The 15,406-nt window shown below is 59.7% G+C and carries 14 protein-coding genes and 1 other RNA gene; 8 read left to right on the forward strand and 7 right to left on the reverse strand.

The features are described 5' to 3' along the window. Window positions 1–25: 25 nt before the first annotated feature. From AB4P94_RS10665 to AB4P94_RS10680, 4 genes are all read left to right on the forward strand, one after another. Window positions 26–583, forward strand: coding sequence for a TetR/AcrR family transcriptional regulator (locus tag AB4P94_RS10665; RefSeq protein ID WP_395610491.1), 558 nt, complete (start codon window positions 26–28; stop codon window positions 581–583). A 434-nt stretch (window positions 584–1,017) separates the two neighbouring features. After that, window positions 1,018–1,527 (forward strand): sigma-70 family RNA polymerase sigma factor, encoded by a 510-nt coding sequence (locus tag AB4P94_RS10670; RefSeq protein ID WP_395610492.1) that lies wholly within the window; start codon window positions 1,018–1,020, stop codon window positions 1,525–1,527. Further along, window positions 1,524–2,471 carry a DUF4880 domain-containing protein gene (locus AB4P94_RS10675; protein ID WP_395610493.1) on the forward strand — a complete coding sequence of 316 codons (948 nt, stop codon included), beginning with the start codon at window positions 1,524–1,526 and terminating at the stop codon, window positions 2,469–2,471. The genes AB4P94_RS10670 and AB4P94_RS10675 overlap by 4 nt, the downstream gene beginning before the upstream one ends. 108 nt (window positions 2,472–2,579) lie before the next feature. Then, window positions 2,580–5,000, forward strand: a complete 2,421-nt coding sequence (locus tag AB4P94_RS10680; protein ID WP_395610494.1) for a TonB-dependent siderophore receptor — start codon at window positions 2,580–2,582, stop codon at window positions 4,998–5,000. 43 nt (window positions 5,001–5,043) lie between these two features. Here the strand turns inward: AB4P94_RS10680 and AB4P94_RS10685 are convergent, their stop codons facing one another. The 5 genes from AB4P94_RS10685 to AB4P94_RS10705 form a co-directional block, all read right to left on the reverse strand. Further along, window positions 5,044–6,192 carry a DUF6124 family protein gene (locus AB4P94_RS10685; RefSeq protein WP_395610495.1) on the reverse strand — a complete coding sequence of 383 codons (1,149 nt, stop codon included), beginning with the start codon at window positions 6,190–6,192 and terminating at the stop codon, window positions 5,044–5,046. 173 nt (window positions 6,193–6,365) lie between these two features. Further along, window positions 6,366–6,762: a transfer-messenger RNA gene (ssrA, locus tag AB4P94_RS10690) on the reverse strand. 104 nt (window positions 6,763–6,866) lie between these two features. After that, window positions 6,867–7,145: a hypothetical protein gene (locus tag AB4P94_RS10695; protein WP_395610496.1), complete on the reverse strand. Its 279-nt coding sequence runs from the start codon at window positions 7,143–7,145 to the stop codon at window positions 6,867–6,869. A 136-nt stretch (window positions 7,146–7,281) separates the two neighbouring features. Further along, the gene (locus AB4P94_RS10700) at window positions 7,282–10,092 is read right to left on the reverse strand and encodes an FAD-binding and (Fe-S)-binding domain-containing protein (RefSeq protein ID WP_395610497.1); all 2,811 of its coding nucleotides are present in this window, start codon (window positions 10,090–10,092) and stop codon (window positions 7,282–7,284) included. A gap of 71 nt (window positions 10,093–10,163) precedes the next feature. Further along, a complete protein-coding gene (locus tag AB4P94_RS10705) occupies window positions 10,164–11,858 on the reverse strand; it encodes a lactate permease LctP family transporter (protein ID WP_395610498.1) in 1,695 nt (564 codons plus the stop codon). A gap of 241 nt (window positions 11,859–12,099) precedes the next feature. On the opposite strand from AB4P94_RS10705, the gene AB4P94_RS10710 reads away from it, so the two are divergent. After that, window positions 12,100–12,867, forward strand: a complete 768-nt coding sequence (locus tag AB4P94_RS10710; RefSeq protein ID WP_395610499.1) for a GntR family transcriptional regulator — start codon at window positions 12,100–12,102, stop codon at window positions 12,865–12,867. A 28-nt stretch (window positions 12,868–12,895) separates the two neighbouring features. Here AB4P94_RS10710 and smpB read toward each other — a convergent pair whose 3' ends face one another. Next, entirely contained in the window at window positions 12,896–13,378 is a 483-nt protein-coding gene (gene smpB / locus AB4P94_RS10715; RefSeq protein WP_005791513.1) for an SsrA-binding protein SmpB, read from the reverse strand. Window positions 13,379–13,547: 169 nt separating this feature from the next. On the opposite strand from smpB, the gene AB4P94_RS10720 reads away from it, so the two are divergent. Then, entirely contained in the window at window positions 13,548–13,982 is a 435-nt protein-coding gene (locus AB4P94_RS10720) for a type II toxin-antitoxin system RatA family toxin (protein ID WP_395610500.1), read from the forward strand. Further along, complete coding sequence (locus AB4P94_RS10725; RefSeq protein ID WP_395610501.1) at window positions 13,975–14,277, forward strand: RnfH family protein; 303 nt, start codon at window positions 13,975–13,977, stop codon at window positions 14,275–14,277. Before AB4P94_RS10720 ends, AB4P94_RS10725 begins: the two co-directional genes overlap by 8 nt. Before the next feature lie 63 nt (window positions 14,278–14,340). Here the strand turns inward: AB4P94_RS10725 and AB4P94_RS10730 are convergent, their stop codons facing one another. Continuing rightward, window positions 14,341–14,868, reverse strand: coding sequence for an outer membrane protein assembly factor BamE (locus AB4P94_RS10730; RefSeq protein ID WP_395610502.1), 528 nt, complete (start codon window positions 14,866–14,868; stop codon window positions 14,341–14,343). 98 nt (window positions 14,869–14,966) lie between these two features. On the opposite strand from AB4P94_RS10730, the gene fur reads away from it, so the two are divergent. After that, window positions 14,967–15,371 (forward strand): ferric iron uptake transcriptional regulator, encoded by a 405-nt coding sequence (gene fur / locus AB4P94_RS10735; protein ID WP_017139266.1) that lies wholly within the window; start codon window positions 14,967–14,969, stop codon window positions 15,369–15,371. Window positions 15,372–15,406: the final 35 nt, after the last annotated feature.

The following is a 15,406-nucleotide window of genomic DNA, read 5'->3' on the forward strand; positions in this document are numbered from 1 at the left end:
ATGCTAGGCTGGCGCCATGCCTAGAATGACCAAATCCGAACTGAATGCCGAGATCATCGACCGTGCCGCCGGGCTGTTTGCCAAGCATGGTTTCGCGCATACCTCGCTTCAGCAGATCGCTGATGCCGTGAATTACTCCAAAGCCGGTTTGCTGCACCACTTCCCGAGCAAGCAGGCGTTGTTTGATGCCGCGTTGCGCACGGGCCTGGAGCACATGCAGGTGCTGATCGAGCGCGTGGAGGGCCTTGCGCCTGGCGTTGAGCGTGAGCACGCAGTGATCGAGAACCTGGTGGACTTCACCTTTGCCTGGCCGGGTGTGTCGGCGTTTGCCAACCGGCTGGTGGAGGGTGAGCAAAGTGAGGTGCCTGAGCTGATGCAGATGGCGTTGCTCGTCTACGTCGCGCTGGGCATCGAGCTGGCCAGTGTGTCTCAGGAACGCCTGGTACGTGTCACCAGCGCACTCACCGGGTTGGGCGCCACGGCGTTGGTGGCGGTGCGCTCGGGCTTGCATCGCGAGTGGCGCCCGCTGATTATCCAGGCCGCCATGGATACGCTCGGCCACCATGGCCTCACAACCCCCTGACCATCCCCAAAAGCCTGTGACTCCACACCCCGTGCCGGGCGCCTGGTGAGGTGGCGTCATCCGGTATCAGTGCGGTGACCAGCACCACACCGAGCACAATCATCAGCCACTTGCGCGGCCGGGTCATAGCCGCAATGGCAGGGTGTGGATGATTTCCAGTGCCTCGTTTAGTACCGCAAGAGGCCAGTGCCAGCCTGCTGCGCGTGCGCCGGCCTTGTATTCCTCTCAACGCTGCGAACAAAAGACCCACAGGTGTATTCCTTGTTTGGAGGTAGGCGTGCGCAGGCCGACACGTGTCGGGGGAGGGTTGGGATTATTCTACCGAAATGGTTGGTATGCAACCGAAATGGTTTAATCAGAAACTGCTAACTCGTCTCTAATGAGAAGTATTATCATGTGAGCCATTCTTAAACAGCCCGCGGGATATTGTTCTGATGGCCTCATCCTCTTCGGCCCATTGTGTTGTGGGCGAGCTCTACGCCCAGCATCACAGCTGGGTGGTGCAGTTGCTGCGGCGCAAGCTGGGTGGGCAGGAGCAGGCGATGGACCTGGCGCAAGACACCTTTGTGCGCATTCTGAGCAGCAACACCGTGCCGGTCTTTCGCGAGCCGCGGGCTTATCTCACCACCGTCGCCAGCCGGTTGTGCGGGCAGTATTTTCGCCGCCAGGCACTGGAGCGGGCTTATGAACAGTCGCTGACGATTCTTGAACCGGAACATATGCCGTCGCCGGAAACACGGCTGCTGGTGCTGGAAGCCCTGGATGCCGTCGGGCAGGTGCTGGACGGGTTGGGAAGCAAGGTGCGCGAAGTGTTCCTGTTGTCACAACTCGATGGCCTGACTTATCCACAGATCGCCGAGCGCATGGACCTGACCGTGAACGTGGTGCAAAAAGCCATGCTCAAGGCTTATCGCCATTGCTACCTGGCGGTGTACGGGGCATGAAGGACGCGCTGGAAGAACGCGTGCTGGAGCAGGCGTTGCAATGGATTGTCACCCTGCAATCCGGCACCAGCGGCGCTGCGGATCAATACGCGTGCCAGCAGTGGCGCAATGAACACCCCCAGCATGAATTGGCTTGGCAGCGCCTTGTCGGGCTTACCCGCGAGATGCGCGCCAGCACCCAGGCATTGCCGGCGCCCAGCGCCCGGCAATTATTGCGTGCCCGCAGTACACCTTCACGGCGCACCGTGCTCAAGGGCTTTGCGGGTTTGAGTATCGCCAGTGCCTTGGGGTTGAGCGTACGCGAGCGCGTGCTGTTGCCGGAACTGTTCAGTGACTACCACACCGCCACGGGCGAGCGGCGGCGTGTGCTGTTGGCGAACACCGGCGAGCTGCAACTGGACACCCGCACCGCCATCGATGTGCACGGCACCGACCTGACGCTCAGCCTCGGCAGGCTGTTGCTGGCCACGGGTGCCAACGGCGCGATGGCTATCAGGACAGACAATGGCTGGGTGCGCCCCTGGGCATTGTCACGGTTGATCATCAGCCAGGGCTTGCCTCGCCAGCCCGGCACACAGGTGCAAATCCTGTCGGGCAATGCGTCGGTCGAGCCGCTGCACGGGGTTGGCTTCCACCTGCTTGCCGGCCAGCAAGTGGGCTTCGACAGCCGCCAGAATGGCCAGCCCTCCAGCGTGCCCTCAACCGCCGAAGCCTGGACGCAAGGCCTGCTGATTGCCGAACGCATGCCGCTGGCTGAAGTGCTCGAACAACTTGATCGTTACCGGCGTGGCGTGCTGCGCTGCGATCCCTCGGTGGCCGGGCTGCAGGTTTCCGGCTCATTCTCGCTGGACCATCCCGAAGCCAGCCTCGACCTGCTGACCCAGGTGCTGCCCGTGCGTGTGCAGCGGGTGTTCGGCTACCTGGCCACGGTGGTACCGGCGTAGCTTCAAATTACTTTCCCCGCGTGTGGCAGTTTTTCTTATCTCAAGCATCAAGACAGGCAAGACGCTGAAAAAGCGCGCCCCCAACCCTTTCTCGACAGGACAGTCTTTATGCTCAGCCGCGTTACTCCGCTTGCTTGCGCCTTGCGCAGCATCCTCTTTGGTTTGTCGGTCGCAACCGCCAGCCATGGCGCTTTCGCCGATACATCCACGCCCGCCCGTGAACATTCCCAGCCCCAGACGTACGACATTTCGCCGGGTAGCCTGGACCGTGTGCTGGGCGCTTTCGGGCAGCAAGCGGGCGTGATGATCGGCATCGACTCTGCGCTGGCGGCAGGCATTCAAAGCAAGGGCCTGCAGGGCAGTTTTTCAGTGGATGAAGGCTTGGAGCGCCTGTTGGGCCCGGCGGGATTGCAGGCTGAGCACGCGTCGGGCGGTTATCGCGTGGTGGCCAAGCCAGCCTCGCAAGACGGCAAGGTGGAACTGCAAGCCACGCAAGTCAGCGCCAACCAGCTGGGGACCGTCACCGAAGGCACCGGCTCCTACACGCCGGGCACCATCGCCACCGCCACACGGCTGGTGCTGACGCCGAGGGAAACGCCGCAATCGATCTCGGTGGTCACACGCCAGGTGATGGACGACTTCGGCCTCAATGCCATCGACGACGTGATGCGCCACACACCGGGCATCACCGTGTCGACCTATGACTCCGAGCGCACCAACTACTATTCCCGCGGGTTCTCCATCGAGAACTTCCAGTACGACGGCATTCCCACCCTGCGCGACGCCCAGTACTCGGCCGGCCAGACCCTCACCGACATGGCGATCTACGACCGCGTCGAAGTGCTCAAGGGCGCGACCGGCTTGCTCACCGGCGCAGGCGGCCCGGGCGGCACCATCAACCTGATCCGCAAAAAACCGACCGCCGAGTTCAAAAGCAGCATCGAACTGGGCGCAGGCTCGTGGGACAACTACCGCTCGCAGGTCGACGTGAGCGGCCCGCTGACCGAGACCGGCAATGTGCGCGGTCGCGCGGTGGCGGCCTATCAAGACAAAAAATCCTTCCTCGACCATTATTCGCGCAAGACCAACGTGTTCTACGGCATCCTCGAAGTCGACCTGACCCCGGACACCTTGCTGACGCTGGGCGCCGACTATCAGGACAGCGACCCCAAAGGCTCCAGCTGGACCGGCTCGCGCACAATCTTCGATGCTACCGGCAACAAATTGGACGTGCCGCGCTCGTTCAACAATGGCCCCAAATGGGGCTCGTGGGCGCAGTACAGCAACACCGTATTCGCTACCCTCGAGCACGCTTTCAGCAATGGCTGGGTCGCCAAAGGCCAATACAACCATCAGGTCAACGGCTATGACGCGCCCCTGGGCTACATCTCCCAGGACTCGGCCACGGCCAGTTCGATTTATGCGGCCAAATATACGGGCGACACCACCAGTGACAGCCTCGATGTGTACGCGTCAGGGCCTTTCGAGTTGTTCGGGCGCGAGCATGAATTGGTCATTGGCCAGTCCGTGGCCACCTCCCACTGGAAAGCCAAGGACTACCGCAACCCGGTGTACGTCGACAATTCGTATGACTTCTACAACTGGCATGGCGAAGCCATCGAGCCCAACTGGGGCAGCCCGTCCAAGATCAACGACCAGACCACGCGCCAGACCGGCACCTACATCACCGGCCGCTTCAGCCTGACCGACGAGCTGCACCTGCTGCTCGGCACCCGGGTTGCCAACTATCAAGTCACCGGCACCAGCGACACCAAAGAAAGCGGCAAGGTCGTGCCCTATGCGGGACTGACCTATGACCTCAATGAAAACTTCACGGCCTACGCCAGCTACACCGAAATCTTCAAGCCGCAAACGCAGTACCGCGACCGAACCAACACCATGTTGCAGCCCGACGAAGGCAAGAACTATGAAATGGGCCTCAAGGGGGAATTTTTCGACGGTCGCCTGAACGCCAGCCTCGCCTACTTCGAAGTTCACGAAACCAACCGCCCTGTCGCCGACACCGCCTGGAACTCCCAGCCAGGCGTCGATTACTCCTACGTCGGCACCAAAAGCAAAACCAAAGGCTACGAAGCCGAAATCTCCGGCGAACTCGCCCCCGGCTGGCAGTTGCAGGCGGGCTACACCCACAAAATCGCCCGCGACGACGACAGCAACAAAATCTCGACCTGGGAGCCGCAAGACCAAGTCAGCCTCTACACCAGCTACAAATTCCAGGGCAGTCTCGACAAACTCACCCTCGGCGGCGGCACCCGCTGGCAAAGCGCCGGCTGGCAAACCGTACGCAACTGGGGCTACCCGGGCGGCGGGCGCTCCGAAAAATTCACCCAGGATCCCTACTGGCTGGTGGACGTGATGGCCCGCTACCAGCTCACCAAAAACCTGTCGGCCACGCTTAACGTCAACAACCTGTTCGACAAGAAATACTTCACCAACATCGGGTTCTATGACTCGGCGTATTACGGCGACCCGCGCAACGTGATGGTCACCACGCGCTGGGATTTCTGAGGGGGGGCCGGGTTGCTGCAAGGCGACTCGGCCTTTCTGGTTTTTATTGCGGGGATGGTTGGGGCGCTGCCAGCGTGGTGAGCACGCGCTCGACCAGCAGTTCGCCCAAGGCGATCAATTGTTGGCTGGCCAGTAGTTTTTGACGGTGGGAACCTTCGAGTTCGAAAGCTAGGTCTGTGGTCAAGGCATTCAGCGAGGCGAGGGTTTCGCTGGCTTGGACCAGGAGGGTTTCGGGGTCGATGTTTTCGGCGACGGTGAAGAGGCTGGTTGGGGGATTGGGGGTGATTTTTTTCATGGCTGAAACTCCTTGATTGATGGAGTCGCCAGACATCGCTGCTAGGGGAACCAAATGATCCGGGCGATCCTGCTTGGCGACAGTGAGCCCTTTCATCTTGTGGCCGGGAATCAGCCATTCGCCAGCATCCAGATTAACCTCCGACCACTCCATGTGTCGAAGGTCTCCGGGTCGGCAGAACAGCAACGGAGCCAGTTTTAACGCACAACAAACAGGCATCGTTCCGCTGTAGCTATCCAGTGCTTTAAGCAGAGCGCCGAGTTTTTCCGGGTTGGTCACGGCAGCAAAGTGTTTCACCCGCTTGGCTGGGAGCGTACGTGAGAGATTCCCGATCTGGTTGGGTGGGGTGATGCCGGCAGCTTCGGCGAACTCGAAAATCTGTTTGTAGATCTGGGCAACACGACGCGCCGTCTCGCGAGCGCCGCGCTTGATGATGCGCTGCAGGTTTTCGACCAGCATGGGCGTGCTGATGCTGCTGATCGGGAGTTTTCCCAGCCAGGGGTAGGCATTGAGTTCAAGGCGCTGCCGCACCGTGCGGGTGTATTCCGGATCCCAGGATGACTCGCGAACACTGAGCCACTGCGTGGCAACCGACTCAAAGGTGTGCTGGTGATCAAGCTGGCTGACCACCTTGGCCATACGCCGTTGCAGCGAAGGGTCTTGGCCGCCAGCAAGCTGAACACGAGCGTCATCACGTTTGCGCCGGGCCTCCTGCAGGCCGACCTCAGGATAAACACCAAGCGCCAGGCGCTTTTCCTTTCCCAGAAAGCGGTACTTCAAGCGCCAGTAACGGCCCCCGTTGGGCTGCACTTCCAGGTACAGACCTTGTTCGTCGTACAGGCGGTATGGCTTTTCCTGGGGCTTGGCGTTGCGGCAGTTGGTGTCTTTCAGTGGCATTGGGGGCACATCCTCTCCGAGCGAGCTGATGAGCGTTTTATGCCCCCATATATGCCCCCGTCAACCGTGGGATGCCCTGGGATTAGGTGGGAAAACGCGGGCAAGAAAAAAGCCGTAAAGCTTTGATTTCTCTAGGCTTTACGGCTTTTCTGGGTCTTCCTGGGAAGACTAAATGGTGGAGCCGGGGGGATTTGAACCCCCGTCCGCCAGTACTCCGCTGTCGGTACTACATGCGTAGCCGTTTCTATTAAGTTAACCCTCAGCGACCCGAAGGGCAGGGTGCTTTGGGCGAGTTGTGTAAGTTTTAGCCGCTTCGTCCACAACGTACTGCACGGCGATTCTGTTCTATATGACAATCACTTTGGGTTTACAGACATCCCCTGGTGATTGCTGGACCCGAAGGTACCAGAAGCTCAGGGCTAAGGCTGCTTACGCAGCGAGAGCGAATTCCTGGCCGTAGTTTTCGTCATTGGCAACTATAAGAAGTTGCAACAGTGGATTTACGAGTTCTGTTACCAACTCGGCATGCACCTAAAGTTTCGCGACCGGCGTCGAATCCTAAACGGCCCCGTGCTTGTAACTCATTGTTTCTTAGTGAGTGACAAGCCTGTGCAGTGTACGCCAAACGGTCAGAGAAGGCCAACCCGAAGGTTGGCCGTGAGACGGCGCCGGGTTTACTGGCCGCCTTTCTCGCTGTTCTGCAAGTCTTGAATGGCTTTGGAGGTGATCTCGATGCACTTCTTGTCATCGCCGGCGGCATGAGCGGCCTTGGCTTGGGACACGGCGGTGTCGATTTCGCCCTTTTTGCCACTGGTGTCAGTCGCGAGCAGGGCTTGGCCGTTGTTGATTTTGTCGAGGTTGATCTTGCACAGGTCGGGCTCGCCGGCCGCGAAAACAGGGGAGGCCAGCATCGCAGCGGTAATGAACAAGCCAGCAAGAGCGGAACGCTTCATAGGGTATCTCCTTGCGAAAAAGGGCTCGACGCTGCTGGCGTTCAAGGCCTGCCAGCGACATCACTGTTGAGCCTCGTTCGCCGAGGCCTATGCAGATGACTGCGCCGGCGCGCAGGGGTTCTGTTTTTTTGCAGGTTTAATGCACGCGGGCCTGGGTGACGCGATCCACGAGGTACACCAGCCCGTGATAGTCGATGCCGCCATGCTGGCTCAGGCCGATCTCGCAGGTGCGGCTGGTGGAGATGCCTTCGCTGCAATATTGCACGGCGTTTTTGAGGCTGCGCAGTGAGTGGGCGTTGAGTTCCGGTGTGGTGAAACCTTTGTCACCGGCAAAGCCGCAGCAGTGGATGCCTTCGGGGATGACCACTGTTTTGGCGCAACGCCGGGCGAGGTCAATCAGTGCCTGGCTTTCACCCAAATGCTGGGTGCTGCAGGTGACATGTACCGCGATGGGCGCTTCCTGCGGGGTGAAGTCGAGGCGGTCCATCAAATGCGTGCGGATGAAACGTACCGGGTCGTAAAGGTCCAGGCGTGTTTCGCCGAGGTCCTGCACCAGCCGCAGGGTGCACGGGCTGGTGTCGCAGTAGATGGGGTCGAGCCCGCCACGGCTGGCGTGAAGCAGGGCGCCGATCAGTTCCTGGCGCTTGTGTTCGGCTTGTTCGGCGTAGCCTTTGGAGGCGAAGGGTTGGCCGCAGCAGAGGCTGTCCTGATTGTCGGGGAAGACTACTTGATAACCGGCTTTTTCCAGCAGGCCGCGGGTTTTGTCGTACAGCGACATCTGCTCTTTATCGCCCGCTGCCGGGCCCATCGCGCGTGAGACGCAGGCGGCCAGGTAGACCACGCGCGGGCTCTCATCATTGACCGTGGGGCTGAAACGGATGGCTTTTTCCGGCTGCGGCATGGCGTTTGTCCACTGCGGGATTTGGCCGTTGGACAGCTGCGTGATTTTTGCCGACAGCTTGGTCAATCGCGGTGCGCCAAGCAGCCTCCGCGCGCCATTGGCGACGTGGAGGGTAAAGCGCGCACCTTGCAGTGCCGTGGCGAAATGGCTGGCGAGCCAGTCGGCGGTTTTCGTACGGTCGGCGTCACGGCTGCGCAGCTTTTTCACCAAGTCACCGGTATTGATGCCTACAGGACAGCGTTGAGCGCACAACCCTGTGGCAGCGCAGGTGTCGATGCCTTGGTAGTGGTAAGCCGCTTCCAGTTCGATGGTGTCGAGGCCCGCGCGTTTCTTCGCCTGGATATCGCGCCAGATCACGATGCGCTGGCGCGGGCTCAGGGTCAGGCCTTTCGACGGGCACACCGGCTCGCAGAAGCCGCACTCGATGCATTTATCCACAAGCTCGTCGGCCGCCGGCAGTGGCTTGAGGTGTTTGAGGTGGATTTGCGGGTCTTCGCTGAGCACCACGTCGGGGTTAAGAATGCCGTTCGGATCGAGCAGGCGCTTGAGCTGCCACATCAGTTGATAGGCATCGCTGCCCCATTCCAACTCGACAAACGGCGCCATATTGCGGCCGGTGCCGTGTTCGGCCTTCAGCGAGCCGCCGAATTCCACCGCCACCAGCTGCGCCACGTCGTCCATGAACGCCTGGTAGCGTGCGACTTCTTCGCTGCTGTTGAAGCCTTGGGTGAAGACGAAGTGCAGATTGCCTTCCAGGGCGTGTCCGAAAAGGATCGCTTCGTCGTAGTGATGTTTGTCGAACAGCTCGATTAATCGGTTCACGCCGATGGCCAGTTGTTCGACCGGGAAGGTGACGTCTTCAATGATCACCGTGGTGCCGGTTTTACGCACCGCGCCGACGGCGGGGAAGGTGTCCTTGCGGATGGCCCACAAGCGGGCGTTCTCCAGTGGGTCTTCGGTGAAGTCGACCTGTTTTTCCACAGGGAAGGGCGCCAGGGACGCCATGATCAGCGCCAGTTGCTCATGCAGTAATGACGTCGATGCGGCGCGGGATTCGATCAGCAGTGCGCAGGCATTTTCCGATAGCTGTTGTACGAAAGCCGGCATGCCGGGTTTGCTTTGCACGGAACGCAGGCTGCGTCGGTCCAGCAGCTCAACGGCTGAAACCGGCTGGGTTTTCAGCACGGTGACTGCGTTACAGCAGGTTTCGACATCCGGGAATACGATCAGCGCCGAGGCTTTGTTCGGATGGTCGATCACCGTGTCGTAAGTCACCGCGCTGATAAAACCCAGCGTGCCTTCGGAACCCACCAGCAAGTGGCTGAGAATATCCAGCGGCTCGTCGAAATCCACTAAGGCATTGAGTGACAGGCCGGTGGTATTTTTCAGACGGTATTTGTGGCGAATTTTTGCGGCTAATTCAGTATTGGCCCGCGTCTCGCGGCCGAGTGTTGCCAGGCGTTCCAGCAGTGCGCCGTGCGTTTCACGAAAAGCTATGACGCTGGCGGCGTCCTCGGTGTCCAGGCGGCTGCCGTCCGCCAGCACGAGGCGAATGCCCGCGAGTGTGTGATAGGTGTTTTGCGCGGTACCGCAACACATACCGCTGGCGTTATTGGCGACGATGCCGCCGATTTTGCAGGCATTGATCGATGCCGGGTCTGGCCCGATCTTGCGGCCGAACGGTGCCAGCCATGCATTGGCCTGAGCGCCGATCACGCCGGGTTGCAGACGGATTTGTGTGCCTTGCCCGCGAATCTCGCGGCCGTTCCAGTTGTCGCCCAGCACGATCAGCACCGAATCGCTGATGGCTTGCCCGGACAAGCTGGTGCCGGCTGCGCGGAAGGTCACCGGCACCCGGTCGCGTTGGGCCAGTTGCAGCAGCGCCACGACTTCGTCTTCCGACTCCACGCGAATCACCAGCTGTGGGATGAGTCGGTAAAAGCTGGCGTCAGTGCCGAAGGCGAGGGTGGAAAGTGGGTCGTCGAAACGGCGATCGTTCGGGATCAGCTGTGCGACGTCGTGCAGAAAGGCAGCAGGCAGGCTCATCGGTCCTCCAGAAATAGCAGACGCCGGAACCGTGGTCCGGCGTCGATTCTTACCCTGTGACGTGCAGCTCTTTAGTGCACCAGCATACCGGTGAACCAGTAGGCCTGCGCCAGCGTGATCAACCCGACGATAGTGGCAAAAAACAGGCTGTGCTTGAGGGTAAAGCGAAACAGATCGGATTCTTTGCCCACCAGGCCGGTGGCGGCGCAGGCCACGGCGATCGATTGCGGCGAAATCATTTTGCCGGTCACGCCGCCGCTGGTGTTGGCGGCTACCAACAGGGTGTCGTTGACGCCAATCTGGTGGGCGGTGGTGGCCTGCAACGAGCTGAACAGTGCGTTGGATGAGGTATCGGAGCCTGTCAGAAAAACTCCCAGCCAGCCGAGGAAAGGTGAGAAGAACGGGAAGGCTGCGCCTGTGGCAGCCAATACCAGGGCCATGGTCGAGGACATGCCGGAGTAGTTGGTGACGAAGGCGAAGGCCAGCACCATGCCAATCGACAGGATCGGCCAGCGCAGCTCGTAGAAGGTCTCTTTTAAAGTGGTCAGACCAGTTTTGATGCCTATCTTCAGCACCAGCATCGAGACCAACGCAGAGAAGAAAATTGCGGTGCCCGTGGCTGAAATGGGGTCCAGCTTGAACACTGCCGGGATGGCTGTCGGGTTGGTGACGATCGGGGCAACCTTGATCACCATCTGGTCCAGGTGCGGGATTGCGAAGTTGAACACCCAGCTGTACATCGACCCGCCGGCGGCGAACATCGCCTTGAAGGGTTTGAGGGTCCAGAGGGTCACCAGCACGGTGAGGATAAGGAACGGCGACCAGGCTTTGAAAATCTGGCCCAGGCTGTAGGGTGAAGCGACTGTCTGCCGAGGTTGGCCGAAACCGCCCACGCTAGCGGTGATGGCTGCGCTGGAAGTGGCGCCGGCAATCTGTGCGCCTGCCGTGCGCTTGGGTTGCCAGACCTTCAGGAATAAGGTCAGGGCGATAAGGCTAGCCAGGGCTGAAGTGATATCGGGCAGCTCCGGGCCGATGAAGTTGGAGGTGAAATATTGGGTGACGGCGAAGCTCAAACCTGCGACCAAGGCGGCCGGCCAGGTTTCGCGAACGCCGCGCAGGCCGTCCATCATGAACACCAGCCAGAAGGGCACGAACAACGACAGTAGCGGCAGTTGCCGGCCGGTCATGGCGCCGATCTTGAATGCATCAATGCCGGTCACTTGGCCCGCCACGATAATCGGAATGCCCAGCGCGCCAAAGGCGACCGGAGCGGTGTTGGCAATCAGGCACAGGCCGGCGGCATACAGCGGGTTGAAGCCCAGGCCCACCAGCAACGCGGCGGTAATCGCCACGGGTGCGCCGAAACCGGCGGCACCTTCGAGGAAGGCGCCGAAGCAGAAACCAATCAACAGCACTTGCAGGCGCTGGTCGTCGGTGATCGACAGCACGGAGCTGCGGATGATTTCGAACTGGCCGCTTTTGACGGTGAGTTTGTACAGGAATACGGCGGCGACGATGATCCATGCAATCGGCCATATGCCGTAGGCAAAACCATAACCGGCGGCGGCGAGCGCCATGTCCACCGGCATCTGGAAAGCAAAGATTGCCACCAGAATCGACAGCGCCAGGGTAATGCTGCCAGCCACATGGCCTTTAAGGCGGAACACGGCCAAGGCGAGGAAGAAGAACACGATCGGAATAACGGCGGCCAGTGCGGACAGGCCGAGGCTGCCGAGAGGGCTGTAAAGCTGTTGCCAGGTTTGCATAGTGGGGTGGCCCCTGATTGTTGTTGTTTGGTCAGCTTGGATAATTGGTAATACCAATTTACAGTCGCTGTCGGCTAGAGTAAAAGCCTTGGCAGGGGTGTGTCAATTTGCCGCCTGCGAAACTTTGGTCGAAGGCGTGTACTGATCGGTTGAATCGAAGGCGTTCTGATAGGTGCCGCAGGCGCAGCGATAGGCGAGAATAGAGGGCCCGGCGAGTGGTCGGGATTGTGGAGAGTGAGTTATGGGGTTTGATCAGGTGCGTCAGCGCCGTTTGTCTGACGATATTGTCGAGCAGCTTGAGGGCATGATCCTTGAGGGCACGCTGAAGTCGGGCGAGCGCTTGCCGGCTGAGCGCGCCCTGGCTGAGCAGTTTGGTGTGTCGCGCCCGTCGTTGCGTGAGGCAATCCAGAAGCTGGCGGCCAAGGGGTTGTTGGTCAGCCGCCAGGGCGGCGGCAACTATGTGGCCGATTCACTGGGATCAACCTTCAGCGACCCGTTGCTGCACCTGCTGGAAAACAATCCCGAGGCCCAGCGTGATCTGCTGGAGTTTCGTCAGACCCTGGAAGCGTCATGTGCCTATTACGCCGCCTTGCGTGCGACCGAAGTTGATCGCGAGCGGCTGACGGCAGCGTTTGAGGCACTTCAGGATTGCTATGCGCGCGCTGATGAAGTGTGCCGGATGGAAGAGGGGGCGGCGGATGCGAGGTTTCACTTGGCCATCGCCGAGGCCAGCCATAATGCGGTGTTGCTGCACACCATTCGCGGGTTGTTCGATTTGCTCAAGCGCAACGTGGTGACCAATATCGGCGGGATGTATCAACAGCGTACGGAAACCCGTGACATGCTGATCAGCCAGCATCGGGATTTGTACCTGGCGATTATCGAGGGGCGGGCTGAGCAGGCGCGGGAGGTCTCAACACGTCACCTGCAGTATGTGCAGGAAGTGCTGGAAGAGGTGCGTCAGGAGGTTCAGCGCGTGGCGCGGGCGGAGCGGCGTAAAGGCATGTAGCCCGCGTGGGGCTACATGGTCACAAGGATTAGTCTTCCTTGCCTTTGTTGCGCACGGCGCGGTGCAGCTCGCGGTTGGAGTCGCGCTCGCGCTCGGTGTCGCGCTTGTCGTACTCCTTCTTGCCCTTGCCCAGCGCAATTTCGCACTTGACCAGATGCTTGCTCCAGTACCAGGACAGGCAGACGCAGGCGTAGCCTTTCTGCTGTACGGCAGCGGCGAGCTTTTCCAGTTCGCGGGCGTTGAGCAACAGCTTGCGCGTGCGCACCGGATCGGCAATCACGTGGGTGCTCGCGGTGGTCAGCGGGGTGATATGACTGCCCAGCAGCCATGCCTCGCCATCCTTGAGCAGGACGTAGCTGTCGACCAGTTGCAGCTTGCTGGCACGCAGACTTTTTACTTCCCAGCCGGCCAGGACCAGACCAGCCTCGAACCGATGTTCGATGAAGTAATCGTGTCGCGCCTTTTTGTTTTGCGCGATGGTCCCTGTGGGGTGTTTCTTTTGTTTAGCCATAGGGGCGCCATTATAGGGAGTTGCGAGCGTGTCGGCTACGGTCAACCTGCGTGCTTGAGCGTGTTGGACGAATCCCGGACAATACAGGCAGTTCTTTGGTTTTTTTCTCTCTCGCGGATCGGGCTGTTCTTTCGCGATGTTTGCCTCAAGCAGTGGAAGTAACGCTCACATGACGACGCATATTCAACGTTCGGCCTTACTGCCTTACCCGGCGCAGGCGCTCTATGACCTGGTCAACGACGTGGCGCGTTACCCGGAATTCCTGCCGTGGTGTTCTGCGGCCGAGGTGCTGGAGAGCAGCGATGAGCACATGGTTGCCCGTGTCGGAGTGGCCAAGGGCGGATTGAGCCAGCACTTTGTTACGCGAAATGTGCTGGTGCCGGGGGCGTCCATTGAAATGAATCTGCAGGAAGGGCCATTTACGCAGTTGCATGGCGTTTGGGTGTTCAAGGCGCTGACAGATAAGGCCTGCAAAATCAGCCTGGACCTTTCTTTTGATTACGCGGGGCCGATCGTGCGAGCGACACTGGGGCCTTTGTTCAATCAGGCGGCCAATACCCTGGTTGATGCGTTTTGCCAGCGAGCGAAGCAACTGCATGGTTGAGATTGAAGTGGTGTTTGCCGCTGAGGATCGCCAAGTGTTGCTGGCGTTGGCGGTTCCGCCTGGCACGAGCCTGAGGGCGGCAGTTCAAGCATCTGGAATAGCTGCGCAATTTCCACTGTTGGCGCTCGCCGAGTGCCCGTTGGGGATTTTTGGCAAGGTCATCGCGGACCCTGAAGTGCGCGCGGTACAGGCGGGTGATCGTATTGAGGTTTACCGGCCTTTGCTGGCTGACCCCAAAGAAGTGCGCAGGCTGCGCGCGGCCAAGGCGGCAATGAGCAGAAAGCAGGATTCATAGGTCTGCTGATCGGCAGGCAACAAAAAGCCCGGCATGCCGGGCTTTTTGCTGAGCACCGCAAAATTACTGCGGGCTGGTGTCCAGAGGCTGTGGCGACGGGACGGGAACAGTTTGCACGCCGTCGACGTCTTTCTGGATCTTGTCCAGCAAGGAGCCTGGCTTGGCCGGTACCTCGGATTTCGGCTTCTCGGCTTCCTGCGCAGGCGCGGTCACGTTGGTGCCGTTGTCCTTGCCGAGCAGTGCTTCATCACGGCTTACGCCGGGCATGAAGTCACCAGACAGGCTGACAAGCTGGTCATTGCCATTAAAAATGACGCTGACGCGCTCCTGTTGGCGTTCACCGCCACCCGGCTGGATGCTGTAGAGATAATCCCAGCGATCGGCATGGAAAGTGTCGGTCAGCAGAGGGTTACCCATTATAAACCGTACTTGCCGTCGGGTCATTCCCGGGCGTAACTGGTCTATCATGTCCTGCGTGACGACATTGCCCTGCTGGATGTCGATTTTGTAAACCCCGGGGAATGAACAACCGGCGAGTGCGAGCAGTCCCACAAAGGTGAAACTGGTTAGCAAGAGCTTGGTGTTTTGCATCGGTGGGCGACTTCCACTATCTTGGCTGGGACAACGTAAACGCCGATCATACCCGTATTAAGAGAAGCTGCGAAGCAGCATCCGCGAGAAAGCTAACCATGGTTGAAAATAGCGAACTACGCAAAGCCGGTCTTAAAGTGACTCTGCCACGAGTCAAGATTCTACAGATGCTCGATTCTGCTGAGCAGCGCCACATGAGTGCCGAGGACGTTTACAAGGCGCTGATGGAGTCTAACGAGGACGTTGGCCTGGCCACGGTTTACCGTGTGCTGACCCAGTTTGAAGCCGCAGGGCTGGTGGTTCGTCATAATTTCGACGGCGGTCATGCAGTGTTCGAATTGGCTGACGGTGGTCATCACGACCACATGGTTGATCTGGATACCAATGAGGTTATCGAGTTCACCAGTCCGGAAATCGAGAAGCTCCAGCACCAAATTGCTGAGCAGCATGGATTCGATTTGGTGGATCACAACCTGGTGCTGTACATCCGTAAGAAAAAGTAAAAATCGCCGCAGATGCGCTCTGCGAAACGATGGAA

It is taken from the genome of Pseudomonas sp. B22129 (genome assembly GCF_044218875.1).
Classification (GTDB): domain Bacteria; phylum Pseudomonadota; class Gammaproteobacteria; order Pseudomonadales; family Pseudomonadaceae; genus Aquipseudomonas.

Excerpts from the sequence above, each read along its gene's own strand:
- AB4P94_RS10665 (WP_395610491.1), top strand. The coding sequence starts at position 26 with ATGACCAAATCCGAACTGAATGCCGAGATCATCGACCGTGCCGCCGGG.
- AB4P94_RS10670 (WP_395610492.1), top strand. The coding sequence starts at position 1,018 with ATGGCCTCATCCTCTTCGGCCCATTGTGTTGTGGGCGAGCTCTACGCC.
- AB4P94_RS10675 (WP_395610493.1), top strand. The coding sequence starts at position 1,524 with ATGAAGGACGCGCTGGAAGAACGCGTGCTGGAGCAGGCGTTGCAATGG.
- AB4P94_RS10680 (WP_395610494.1), top strand. The coding sequence starts at position 2,580 with ATGCTCAGCCGCGTTACTCCGCTTGCTTGCGCCTTGCGCAGCATCCTC.
- AB4P94_RS10685 (WP_395610495.1), bottom strand. The coding sequence starts at position 6,192 with ATGCCACTGAAAGACACCAACTGCCGCAACGCCAAGCCCCAGGAAAAG.
- AB4P94_RS10695 (WP_395610496.1), bottom strand. The coding sequence starts at position 7,145 with ATGAAGCGTTCCGCTCTTGCTGGCTTGTTCATTACCGCTGCGATGCTG.
- AB4P94_RS10700 (WP_395610497.1), bottom strand. The coding sequence starts at position 10,092 with ATGAGCCTGCCTGCTGCCTTTCTGCACGACGTCGCACAGCTGATCCCG.
- AB4P94_RS10705 (WP_395610498.1), bottom strand. The coding sequence starts at position 11,858 with ATGCAAACCTGGCAACAGCTTTACAGCCCTCTCGGCAGCCTCGGCCTG.
- AB4P94_RS10710 (WP_395610499.1), top strand. The coding sequence starts at position 12,100 with ATGGGGTTTGATCAGGTGCGTCAGCGCCGTTTGTCTGACGATATTGTC.
- smpB (WP_005791513.1), bottom strand. The coding sequence starts at position 13,378 with ATGGCTAAACAAAAGAAACACCCCACAGGGACCATCGCGCAAAACAAA.
- AB4P94_RS10720 (WP_395610500.1), top strand. The coding sequence starts at position 13,548 with ATGACGACGCATATTCAACGTTCGGCCTTACTGCCTTACCCGGCGCAG.
- AB4P94_RS10725 (WP_395610501.1), top strand. The coding sequence starts at position 13,975 with ATGGTTGAGATTGAAGTGGTGTTTGCCGCTGAGGATCGCCAAGTGTTG.
- AB4P94_RS10730 (WP_395610502.1), bottom strand. The coding sequence starts at position 14,868 with ATGCAAAACACCAAGCTCTTGCTAACCAGTTTCACCTTTGTGGGACTG.
- fur (WP_017139266.1), top strand. The coding sequence starts at position 14,967 with ATGGTTGAAAATAGCGAACTACGCAAAGCCGGTCTTAAAGTGACTCTG.